General features: G+C 68.2%; 10 protein-coding genes and 1 pseudogene. 4 read left to right on the top strand and 7 right to left on the bottom strand.

Annotated elements, in window-relative coordinates; translation table 11 throughout:
* Window positions 1-92 precede the first annotated feature (92 nt).
* From ACZ3H8_RS38500 to ACZ3H8_RS38480, 5 genes are all read right to left on the bottom strand, one after another.
* A complete protein-coding gene (locus ACZ3H8_RS38500; RefSeq protein ID WP_467409727.1) occupies window positions 93-656 on the bottom strand; it encodes a dihydrofolate reductase family protein in 564 nt (187 codons plus the stop codon).
* A gap of 589 nt (window positions 657-1,245) precedes the next feature.
* Complete coding sequence (locus ACZ3H8_RS38495) at window positions 1,246-2,547, bottom strand: ferritin-like domain-containing protein (protein WP_467409724.1); 1,302 nt, start codon at window positions 2,545-2,547, stop codon at window positions 1,246-1,248.
* A gap of 64 nt (window positions 2,548-2,611) precedes the next feature.
* The gene (locus ACZ3H8_RS38490; RefSeq protein ID WP_467409723.1) at window positions 2,612-3,313 is read right to left on the bottom strand and encodes an HvfC/BufC N-terminal domain-containing protein; all 702 of its coding nucleotides are present in this window, start codon (window positions 3,311-3,313) and stop codon (window positions 2,612-2,614) included.
* On the bottom strand, window positions 3,314-4,222 hold the full coding sequence (gene bufB, locus ACZ3H8_RS38485; protein ID WP_467409721.1) for an MNIO family bufferin maturase: 909 nt from the start codon (window positions 4,220-4,222) through the stop codon (window positions 3,314-3,316).
* Window positions 4,219-4,860, bottom strand: coding sequence for a hypothetical protein (locus tag ACZ3H8_RS38480; protein WP_467409719.1), 642 nt, complete (start codon window positions 4,858-4,860; stop codon window positions 4,219-4,221). Before ACZ3H8_RS38480 ends, bufB begins: the two co-directional genes overlap by 4 nt.
* Window positions 4,861-5,570: 710 nt before the next feature.
* Between ACZ3H8_RS38480 and ACZ3H8_RS38475 the strand changes: the two genes are divergently transcribed.
* Window positions 5,571-6,263, top strand: coding sequence for a lysophospholipid acyltransferase family protein (locus ACZ3H8_RS38475; protein WP_467409718.1), 693 nt, complete (start codon window positions 5,571-5,573; stop codon window positions 6,261-6,263).
* Between the two features lie 34 nt (window positions 6,264-6,297).
* Here ACZ3H8_RS38475 and ACZ3H8_RS38470 read toward each other — a convergent pair.
* A pseudogene (locus tag ACZ3H8_RS38470) lies at window positions 6,298-6,599 on the bottom strand (transposase); the annotation flags it as partial.
* A gap of 180 nt (window positions 6,600-6,779) precedes the next feature.
* The gene (locus ACZ3H8_RS38465; protein ID WP_467409717.1) at window positions 6,780-7,187 is read right to left on the bottom strand and encodes a RidA family protein; all 408 of its coding nucleotides are present in this window, start codon (window positions 7,185-7,187) and stop codon (window positions 6,780-6,782) included.
* 141 nt (window positions 7,188-7,328) lie between these two features.
* Here ACZ3H8_RS38465 and ACZ3H8_RS38460 point away from each other — a divergent pair, with 141 nt between their 5' ends.
* From ACZ3H8_RS38460 to ACZ3H8_RS38450, 3 genes are all read left to right on the top strand, one after another.
* Window positions 7,329-7,709: a winged helix-turn-helix transcriptional regulator gene (locus ACZ3H8_RS38460; protein ID WP_467409732.1), complete on the top strand. Its 381-nt coding sequence runs from the start codon at window positions 7,329-7,331 to the stop codon at window positions 7,707-7,709.
* A 392-nt stretch (window positions 7,710-8,101) separates the two neighbouring features.
* Window positions 8,102-8,278: a winged helix-turn-helix transcriptional regulator gene (locus ACZ3H8_RS38455; protein ID WP_467409714.1), complete on the top strand. Its 177-nt coding sequence runs from the start codon at window positions 8,102-8,104 to the stop codon at window positions 8,276-8,278.
* A gap of 376 nt (window positions 8,279-8,654) precedes the next feature.
* Window positions 8,655-10,544, top strand: coding sequence for an ABC transporter ATP-binding protein (locus ACZ3H8_RS38450; RefSeq protein WP_467409713.1), 1,890 nt, complete (start codon window positions 8,655-8,657; stop codon window positions 10,542-10,544).
* The last annotated feature ends 17 nt before the right edge of the window (window positions 10,545-10,561 follow it).

Genomic DNA, 10,561 nt, shown 5'->3' with positions numbered 1-10,561 from the left:
AAGGACCTCGACAATCCTCATTCTTGCTGGTCAGAGGCGCTTTTCGTTTGTCTGACCACCCGTCGGACACCACGCTTCATGAAAGCGCGAGGCTAACGCGCCACGCGGTAGCGGAGGTAGACGACTCTCGAGCTGAAGGTGCGGGTCTCGACGAGTTCGAGATCCACCCGGCGCTCGCGTTGGGGAAAGAACGGAATGCCACCGCCAACCAGCACCGGGTAGACCATGGCCCGGTACTCGTCGATCAGACCCAACGCGGCCGCCTCGGCGGCGAGAGTCGCGCCGCCGATCGCGATGTCGCCCTCCCCCGGCTCGGCTCGCAACCGCTCGATCTCCTCCGCCAGGCTGCCGGAGGCCAGGCGGGCACTGCCCTGCACCGCCGACAGTGTGGTGGAGAACACCACCTTTGGCAGCGGCTTCCAGATCGCGGCCCACTCGAGCATGGAGTCGTCGAGCGATGGATCCTGGTCGGCGGTCTCCCAGTACAGCATCGTCTCGTACAGCCGTCGTCCCAACAGGTGGACGCCGACCTGTCGAATCTCGTCGATCCAGAAGCGAAAGACCTCCTCGTCGGGCGCCGTCCAGTCGAAGTCGCCGTCCGGCCCGACGATGTAGCCGTCAAGTGAGACGCTCATCGAATAGGTCACGCTGCGCATCAGAAGTCCTCCTCGGTAACGGGTTCGACAGTACGACCGCCGGACGCCGCAGGACTCATCGCGGCTCGCGGGATCCCCTGGGCCGAGTCACCTCACGAGATCATTTCGTTGAGAAACCTCACTGACTCCTAAACTCGTCGACATCGAGCTGCTCGCCTCCGACTGTGTACGGGGTGCCCCTGTCCCCTGTCATCCAATCGAGCCCCTTGACAGGATTCCGGCCCGAAGACGTTCCGCGTCAGTGAATCTGGCCCGAGGGCCGGGTTCTGGGGGTGGCTGGTGGCAACGGAGGCGGTGCTCTTCGGTTCAAGGGCTGGTGAACCGGGCTTCGAGGTGGCCTTCGTCGATGCGAGGGCAGACGCCAGCGTCGCTCACTGCGATCGTGTACGACCGAGAAGTTCGAGGACGTACAGCCGGTGCGCCCGTTCCGCTGGTCACGCGGGGATCGTCACTTTTCCGGCTGGTACTGGGCGGCGACGGTGGATCGACACGTGGGCTACGAGTCGTGGCTGGAGCGGGACCGGCTGATCCTGCTGGACTTCGATCCTGTGGCTTGTTCGAGAGAGTCGGCACCGGGTGCGGTGTGCCGTCACTTCGATGGGGGGCGGCTGGCGGGAGGCTGCGAGGGGATCTGGTCGATGTCGGGCATTTTGTCGATCAGCCAATGGACGCTGTTGTCTCCGCCGAGTTCGGGGAAATGGGCGATGGCTTGGTTGCACAGCCACATCAGGTGTTGCTTCATGGTGCGGGAGCCGGACTTCTCGATCTCGGCGGGGAAGTCGTAGAACTCGAAGGTCGGGGCGGCGAAGACGGGCACGGTCGCCGGCTCGGGGCGCAGTTTCGTGGCGGGGGTTTGCATGAGCAGGTCGGCGATGGGGTAGAGCAGGCCGCTCATGGCGGAGACGAAGGTCCTCTCGAGGTGGTAGCGGGGGTTGGGCGTCTCGGCCGCGAAGGTGGCGGGCAGGCTGTAGAGCTTGTCGAGCATGGCGAGGGTGTAGAAGTAGGCGGCGTTGAAGAGCTGGGCCAGGCTCGCGGCGGGCTCGTCGAAGTCGCGGATTTTCGGGTCGACGGGGACGTTGCGCACGTTCCCGATGGGCTCGATGCCTTGCTGGATGCGCAGGAATCGGGCGTAGTGGGAGAGTTCGTCCAAGCCGGGGGTGGGGTTGACCGGGTCGATGGGGACGGTGGCCTTCGCGGGGTCGACGCCCTCCCCTTGTTCAACGACGATATGCAGGGCGTCGCGGGCGGTTTTGAGGTTGGTGATCAGGATGGGTTCGCCGCCGCCGTCGCGGTTCCAGTAGGCGCGCTGGTACTGCCAGGCGGTGCTGTCCTTGGCGTACTGCCACAGCCTGCTGCCCTCGGCGCGGTCCACCCGGACCAGACCGTCCTCGATGGCCCGGTAGAACTGGCCGAGGGTCTGGTACTGGTCGGGCTGCGCCGGCGCATGGTGCTCGGCGGGCAGCTCCAGCGGCAGGAAGACGTCCTTCATCAGCTGGGGCGAGCACGGGTGCAGGTGCAGTTCGAGGTCGGGGACCCGGTGCAGCATCTTGCTGGGGTAGCTGGGGATGAAGTGCTTGTCGTTGAAGGTGATCCGGTTTCCCGCTCCGAGGGCGACCAAGAGGTTGCGGACCAGGCACAGGTGCAGCATTTCCTCGATCGCGATCGCCACGATGGTGCGGAACGCGGAGATGCCGGGCAACCACTGGTTGTGGCCCTTGGTCTGGATGGAGTAGGCCGCGTACAGATACATAGGGATGGTGGACATCTCCACCTGCGCCGCCTGGTGGAGGTGGTTGACCAGAGTTTCGTAGTCCTGGATCGGCTCATTGGGATTCACGGGAGCCAGGGGCTCGATCGTGAAGGGCAGGCCGACAGAAGTGCGGGTTGTCATGATGGCTCCAGTTCGGTTGCCGGGCGCTGGCGACCCGGGCAGGGACGGGGTAGGGGCGTACTGCTCACGCGGGCGTCCGCGTCTGCGCGGTGTGGCGGGGCTGGGTAGCGCCATGGCTGGTGGCCGGCGGGACTGTCTCGGTGACGACCACGGTGTGGCCGCGGCGGCGCAGTGTCAGGAGGACGGGCCGGGCCGGTGGCGGTGGGGGGTCTTGGCCGCGGGCGACGGCAGTGGCGTAGGTGTGCACGGGATGCCGGCAGGCGAGCAGGCGGTGGGGGTGCGGTTCAGCGGCGTCGTACACCTCGGCGAAGGCCCGCTCGAAGCGGGCCAGGTCGACGACAAGGTCGACCCACGGGTCACGTTCATCGGCAGGTCGCCCCGCATCGGGTCTGCCTTCGGTCAAGTGGGCGGGAAAGCCCTGCATGTAGCAGTCGAGGGTGTAGCCGCGCGGGGGAAAGGCGTCAAGGTACTCCGCGGCGAGGACGTCGAACGCCTCGGGGCCCAGCAGGTGGCGCAGCGCCGGGAAGCAGGAGTGCAGGCTGCCCAACAGGCGCAGCCGGTAGCCGCGCTGGTACACCGCCAGGCGCTCGTGGGCGGCCTGCCGCGAGGAGCTGGTGAGGACGGCTGCGACCTGGTCCGCGCCCTCCTCGCCGTGCGGGTGCAGGACCGCGGTCTGGAACCAGCGTTGAAGCCCGGCCAGGTCCGCGGACCCTGCCGCGTCGGCGGCACTGTATTGCGGGTCCATGGGCTGGGTGGTGGTGCGCATTCACCCTCCCGCCGCTGCCGCCGCAACCCCGGCGGCTGGCTCTGCGCGCTCGGCCAGCTGCCGTGCCGGGCCCAGGTGGCGCACCAAGTCAGGGAACGAAGGCAGCCGGTCGTCCCACTCCAGCAGGGTGGATACCGGGCCGGTGCGCGCCAGCACCGCGGCGTACAGGTCCCACACGAGTGGTGCGACCGGCCCGTCGTGGGTGTCCACCAGGTGGGTGCCGGCGTCGGTGTGGCCCGCTAGGTGGATCTGCACCACGCGGTCCAGCGGCAGCGCCGCCAGGTAGGCGTGCGGGTCGGTGCCGTGATTGACGGCCGAGACGTAGAGGTTGTTCACATCCAGCAGCAGCGCGCAGTCCGCCTCCGTGACCAGACGCGCGATGAACTCCTCCTCCGGCATCGTGGAGGCGGTGAAGCCCACATACGAGCTGGGGTTCTCCAGCACCAGCGGGCGCTCCAGGACGTCCTGGACCATCCGAACCCGCTCGGCCATATGGGCCAGGGCCTCCTCGGTGAAAGGGACCGGCAGCAGGTCGTGCGTATTGACCCCGGCCACCCCGGTCCAGCAGATGTGATCCGACACCCACGCGGCACCGACAGCGTCCGCCAGACGCCGCAACTTGGCCAGATAGTCGAAGTCCAGAGGATCGACACTGCCGATGGACATCGACACCCCGTGCAGCACCACCGGGTACCGCTCGGCCACCCGGTCCAGCACATGGCGCGGAAAGCCGCCGGAGTCCAGATAGTTCTCGCTGATCACCTCCAACCAGTCCACACCCAGCCCGCCGTCCAGCTGGTCCAGGACCCACCCGTGGTGCGGAGCCCGCAGACCGACCCCGAACCCCAAAGCGGGAAGCGCGAAGCGGGAGATCGAAGAAATGCCCCCGCTGCCGGGCAGTGACGTCACGCGACAGCCCCGTCCGGCCCCGCCGTCCGTGCCGTGCCCTGCTGCGCTGCGCCGTCCGTCAGCCTGCGCTTCGGCTTGTCCAGCTCCGGCATTTCGTACGGCGGAACGAGGTCGTCCGGGTAGCCCTCGCCCGGAGCAGGGCCGAACGGGATCCCCGCCTCGTACATCCTGGCCTCGAACAGCTGCCGGGCCAACTTCCACACGCTCTTGCCCTTCAACGGGCCCCCGGCGAACACCCGGCTGACGTTGATCGGGCTCGCGCAACTGCCGTTCCAGCGACAGGCCTGCGTACCCGGCCTGGCCAGCTCCGCGTCCGGCCCGGTGTAGCCGCACCCGCCCTGCCCCCGGCACTCGTTCGCGCCGTGGCACACATGCAGCACCGTCGCGCACCGGCCCATGCCCGCCATCGGCGCCGAACCATCCCGGTCATGCCCCTGGCAGGCGTTCAGGCCCATGCACACGTGCAATTCCGTGATCTTCTGCAGCTCCGCCGCCGCAGCACGCGGCCCGCCCGACTCACTTGCCATCCGCCGCCGAGCACGGCCCAGCGTTCCGCCAGCCTGCACCGCCTCGATCGTCTCCAGGACCGCCAGATCATGCTCCACCCGGCCATCACCGTCGCCATCACTACCAGTCACGGACCTACCTCCTCCATCGGAAACGGCCCCGACGATGGGCCCTGTATGCACGCCGACCTGCATATCTCAGCCTCACGGGGACCAGCCAACGACGCGCAGGGATCACCGCCATCCGAGTCAGGCGCCGTCTGAAGCCCTGGGGACCGGCACGTTGGCGAGCACAAGCCCGATTCGGACCAATCGGGTAGCCCGGGCGGTACCGCACGCTTGCGGGTGGACCTGGTGGTCCAGCGCAGCGGCGACATGGGGTTCCCGCGGACGTCTGGCTCGACCAGAGCGAGCAGCGCGTCCCGAAGGGCAGGGTCCAGGTCGACGACGCGCTTGCTCCTGCAATGGGTGGGCCAGGCCGCTACCTCATAGTTCGGTCGGGGCGAACCTTGCCTGATGCGGCACTAGAAGGACGCTCAACGACGACGATCTGACCAGCCCCCTCGCCGCCACGCCCGAACGCTCCTAGCAAGCTGGCCGCCTGTCACGCGGTGCAGGGCGATGGGCTGGCGGGCCCCGGTCCAGCGCTCGCAGAAGCTTCGGCTCCCATCGGACACGCGGCGGCCCCGGCCCGCGGGGTGGCTTGCCTGGGTGCCCGTCCGGCGCGCCGCCTCGCGCGCCGCCACGCGCCGGTGACCGTGCACCCGGCCCGGGGCGGGGAGGATCTGACCTGACGGCCGGCACAGACGTACCGGGGAGCCGATTCGCCAGTGGGGAGACCCGTGTTCTACTACGTGCTCAAGTACGTCCTTCTGGGACCGCTGCTGCGGCTGCTGTTTCGGCCGCGGACCAAGGGGCTCAAGCACGTTCCGGCGGAGGGCGCGGCGATCGTCGCCGGGAATCACCTGTCGTTCGCGGACCCCCTCCTCATGCCCGCGGTCCTGAAACGGCGCATCACGTTCCTGGCCAAAGCGGAGTACTTCACGGCACCGGGCCTCACGGGCCGCCTGACCACGTTCGCTCTCCGCAGTGCCGGGCAGATTTCGGTCGACAGGTCGGGCAGGGCCGCGGGGCAGGCGGCGATCCGGGAGGGGCTGGGGGTACTGGCGAAGGGAGAGCTGCTCGCGATCTACCCGGAGGGCACTCGTTCCCCCGACGGCCGGCTGTACAAGGGCAAGGTCGGGGTCGCGGTGATGGCGCTGGCCGCGCAGGTGCCGGTGATTCCGTGCGCAATGGTGGGGACGTTCGAGATCTGGCCTCCGGGACGTGTCCTGCCGAGGATCCGGCCGGTCGCGATCCTGTTCGGGGAACCGCTGGACTTCTCGCGCTTCGCGGGGATGGAGCACCAGAAGACGGTGCTGCGGGCTGTCACCGACGAGATCACGTACGCGATCCTGGGGCTGTCGGGCCAGGAGTACGTGGATCGGTACGCGGCCGACGTGAAGGCCGGACAGGCGAAGGGGCAGCGGGGCTGAGGTTCCGCGCCCCTTGGCTGCGGTCCGGTCCGGCCGAGACGTCCACCGCCAGCACCAGGCGCCCGTCAGGGAACCGGGGCAGGGGCAGGCCGGCCAGCAGCGACCGCAGCCGGCCGGTGTTGATCCGGCCCTGGTTGAGGCCGTCGTACATTGCCCCGTGTCCGCGGCGCGGTGCTCGGGCAGCAGCGTCAGCTCCACCACCCAGTACACCGCACCCGGCGCACACAGCACCGCGTCCGCCAGCTCGAACAGTTCATCGCCCCGGACGGTCAGACACGCGTACAACTCGTCCCGGAAGCCTGACACTTCCGCGAACGCTTCCCCCCGGAACCGCATCAGGCAGCAGACTCACCCTCACGGCCTTTGTCGTGGTCACGTGCACCTTGGTCGGAGCACATGATCAGACGAAGGCCGCATCAACGTCCGGCGAATGCCCAGGTGAGCGAACCAGTTCGAGACACGGCGAGGCCCGAGGTTAAGAGATCGCGCGGATAGGTCAGGGCGAGCAACACCTGTTCAGTCGATGATCGCGGTGGCTTCGACCTCAACCAGATGGTCGGGTACGTCCAGTGCTGCAACGCCCAGCAGCGTGCCCGGCGGTACCGGGGTGACCCCCAGCTTCGCGGCCGCCCGAGCGACCCCCTCTAAGAAGAGGGGCATCTCGTCGGGGGTCCAGTCGACGACGTAGACGGTCAGTTTCGCCACGTCGTCGAAGGAACCACCGACCCCGGCCAGGGCGGTGGCGACGTTGAGGTAGCACTGCTCGACCTGAGCGGCGAGGTCACCTTCGCCGACCGTGACCCCATCGGCATCCCAGGCGACTTGGCCGGCGATGGAGACCAGCTTCGACCCAGTCGCGATCGACACCTGCCGGTAGGCATCGATTTCCGGCAATCCGTCGGGGTTCACCAGGGTGATGGCCATGCTGCCTGCCTCCTTGTCATGAGAGCCCGTGGGCTCGCTTCCACCAAACCAAACCGCTCTTGGTCTCTTGTGGTTACTTAGAAACTGTAAGAGAGTGGCCGCTGACATGGAAGAACGCACTTTTCAGTGACTGGGAACCTTATGGTGACCAAGCAGTTCAGGGGCTCGTCCAAGGAAGCAGACCTGACGCGCGCGGACTCTTTGGCGCGGGAAATCTTCTCGGACGTCGCCAATAAGTGGGCGTTCCTGATCATCGAGGTTCTCGGTGAACGCACCCTGCGCTTCAGCGAGTTGCGGAATGAGATCGAGGGCATCAGCCACAAGATGCTCACCCAGAACCTGCGCATGCTGGAGCGCAACGGCCTGGTCGAGCGGAAAGTGCACCCCGTCGTGCCGCCGCGGGTCGAGTACACCCTCACCGGGCCGGGCCAAGCCCTGCGGGTGACGATCGATGGAATGTGCGACTGGACGCACCAGTACCTCGGTCACATCGAGGCCTCCCGCCGCCGCTTCGACACCTGACGGGTGGAGCACTCACACGCGAAGCCATCGGCCGGGCGTCACTCGGACGGTTCGTTGGGCCGGTATGGGCGCGAAAGCGGAGATCACGGGCGTCTTGCCGAGCGCAGACCACCAGGCTGTGCTGGTAGCCGGCGCCGCCCAGGCCAAGGCGGGGACGCCCAAGTGGCGCCGGGCTGCGTCAGCAAACACCAGGCGGACTCTGCACGGGCATGGACGCCGGGTCGGGCAGCGGACCGGCGTTGTCGTGTCCGCTGAACACCGCTGCGGCTTCGGCGCCTTCGGCGACATCGAGTACGACGTGTTTGCCCGCGCGTGCCCCTCGCGGTCAGCCCTGGATCACATCACCGGCCGTCAGGGAATGCTCGTGATGGGGCGCGTTGGCGGACGGACCGATGCGGTTCAACGCGCTCGCCCGGCGCGTCGAGGGTGTGAGCCAGACGATGCTCGCTCAGGCGCTGCACGCCCTGGAGCGTGACGGTTACGTACGGCGGGAGGTGCACACCACCGACAGGCTGCACGTCGAGTACTCCCTGACAGACATGGGCGGCGAGACCGCCGAAACAAGCTGACTGCACTCCTCGGTCTGCTGCAGAGGCAGATGCCCACGGTCCTGGCCGCGCAGGATGCCTCCGACGTCCAGTCGACCGATTGACCTGGCTTTGCAAGGTGGCGCCGCGTCACCGCTCCCCCGCCGGTGCCAGGAACGGACCGCCGGCCACCTCGACCTCTGACCGGTGATCCAGCGGGCGTGGGGAAGGCGATGGTCAACCCGCCGACCACCGACAGCGCATGAGTGGCAAGTGAACCTGGAAAAGCGGGCCCGCTGAAGGACCGAGAGGAATCGGTTGACCTCAAGTTTGGTTTAGGTCATAGCGTTCTGAGTGCGCCCCGGGCCATGCCGGCCGACGGGAACCGCGTCGGCCCACCAGATTCCGGAGGCACCCCATGGACATGGAAGTCACCGCGTGGACATCGCTGCACAGTGCGATGAACGCCCAGCAGGACCGGAGGCCCTTCTCCCGGGCCACCCTGCGCCGCATCGTCTCCTTCGCCCGGCCACACCGTCGGCAGCTGTACCGCTTCCTGCTGCTCAGTGTGGTCACCGCCCTGCTCGCCGTGGCGACACCTGTGCTCGCCGGCCGCGTCGTCGACGCGATCGTCAAAGGCCAGCAGACCGGCACGGTCACCCGGCTCGCGGTGCTGATCGCGGTCATCGCCGTCGCCGAGGCGGGGCTCGGTCTGCTCACCCGCTGGCTGTCGGCCAATCTCGGCGAGGGGTTGATCCTCGATCTCCGCACGGCGGTCTTCGACCACGTCCAGCGGATGCCAGTCGCCTTCTTCACCCGCACCCGTACCGGCGCACTCGTGAGCCGGCTCAACAACGACGTCATCGGGGCCCAACGGGCCTTCAGCAACACCCTCTCCGGCGTCGTCTCCAACCTCGTCACCCTGCTGATGACGCTTGCAGTGATGCTCAGCATCTCCTGGCAGATCACCCTGCTCGCCCTCGTCCTACTGCCGGTGTTCGTTCTCCCCGCCCGCCGGATGGGCTCCCGCATGGCCAAGATGCAGCGCGAGGCCGCCAACCACAACGCCGCCATGGGCACCCAGATGACCGAGCGGTTCTCCGCCCCGGGCGCGACCCTCGTCAAACTCTTCGGACGCCCCACCGACGAGTCCGCCGAATTCGCCGCCCGGGCCCGCCAGGTGCGCGACATCGGCATCCGTACAGCCATGGCCCAGTCCGTCTTCATCACCGCCCTCACCCTGGTGTCCGCCCTGGCCCTCGCCCTGGTGTACGGACTCGGCGGCTACTACGCACTGCGCGGCAGCCTGGACCCGGGAGCCGTCGTCGCCCTCGCCCTGCTCCTCACCCGCCTCTACGCCCCGCTGACCGCACTGGCCGGCGCCCGCGTCGAGGTGATGAGCGCCCTGGTCAGTTTCGAGCGGGTCTTCGAGATCCTCGACCTGAAACCACTGATCTCCGAGAAGCCGGACGCCCGCCGGGTGCCGGACGGGCCGGTGTCCGTGGAGTTCGACGGGGTCCGCTTTGGCTACCCCTCCGCCGGCAAGGTCTCCCTCGCCTCCCTCGAAGAGGTCGCCACCCTCGACTCCCGCGGCGGCACAGAGGTTCTGCACGGCATCTCCTTCCGCGCCGAACCCGGCCGGATGGTCGCGCTGGTCGGCTCCTCCGGCGCGGGCAAGTCCACGATCGCGCAACTGATGCCGCGGCTGTACGACGCCGACGCCGGTTCCGTACGGCTCAACGGCATCGACGTTCGCGACCTGACCTCGGACTCGATCCGCGAGACGATAGGCATGGTCACCCAGGACGGCCACCTCTTCCACGAATCCGTCCGCGCCAACCTGCTCCTCGCCCGGCCCGACGCCACCGAGGACGACGTCTGGGATGCCCTGCGCCGCTCCCGCCTGGAAGGGCTGGTGGCCTCGCTGCCCGACGGCCTGGACACCGTCGTCGGCGAGCGCGGCTACCGGCTCTCGGGCGGCGAGCGGCAGCGGCTTACCATCGCCCGGCTGCTGTTGGCCCGCCAGCGGGTCGTCATTCTCGACGAGGCGACCGCCCACCTCGATTCCACCTCCGAGGCGGCCGTCCAGGAGGCGCTGGGGGAGGCGCTTGCGGGCCGTACCGCCGTGGTGATCGCCCACCGGCTCTCGACCGTACGAGCCGCAGACCTGATCCTGGTCGTCGAGGATGGCCAGGTCGTCCAACGCGGAACCCACACCGAACTCCTGGCCGCCGGCGGCCGCTACGAGGAGCTGTACCGCACCCAGTTCGAACACCCGGGAGCAGAGGAGGCACACCCCGTCCATTGACCCCACCGCACCGACAG

The sequence above is a fragment of the Streptomyces sp. NPDC002868 genome (assembly GCF_055563295.1).
This window is presented reverse-complemented; position numbering and strand designations above follow the sequence as displayed.

What these genes read in the sequence shown, in the direction of transcription:
- ACZ3H8_RS38500 (WP_467409727.1), bottom strand. Translation starts at nt 656, where the DNA reads ATGCGCAGCGTGACCTATTCGATGAGCGTCTCACTTGACGGCTACATC.
- ACZ3H8_RS38495 (WP_467409724.1), bottom strand. Translation starts at nt 2,547, where the DNA reads ATGACAACCCGCACTTCTGTCGGCCTGCCCTTCACGATCGAGCCCCTG.
- ACZ3H8_RS38490 (WP_467409723.1), bottom strand. Translation starts at nt 3,313, where the DNA reads ATGCGCACCACCACCCAGCCCATGGACCCGCAATACAGTGCCGCCGAC.
- ACZ3H8_RS38465 (WP_467409717.1), bottom strand. Translation starts at nt 7,187, where the DNA reads ATGGCCATCACCCTGGTGAACCCCGACGGATTGCCGGAAATCGATGCC.
- ACZ3H8_RS38460 (WP_467409732.1), top strand. Translation starts at nt 7,329, where the DNA reads ATGGTGACCAAGCAGTTCAGGGGCTCGTCCAAGGAAGCAGACCTGACG.
- ACZ3H8_RS38455 (WP_467409714.1), top strand. Translation starts at nt 8,102, where the DNA reads ATGCGGTTCAACGCGCTCGCCCGGCGCGTCGAGGGTGTGAGCCAGACG.
- ACZ3H8_RS38450 (WP_467409713.1), top strand. Translation starts at nt 8,655, where the DNA reads ATGGACATGGAAGTCACCGCGTGGACATCGCTGCACAGTGCGATGAAC.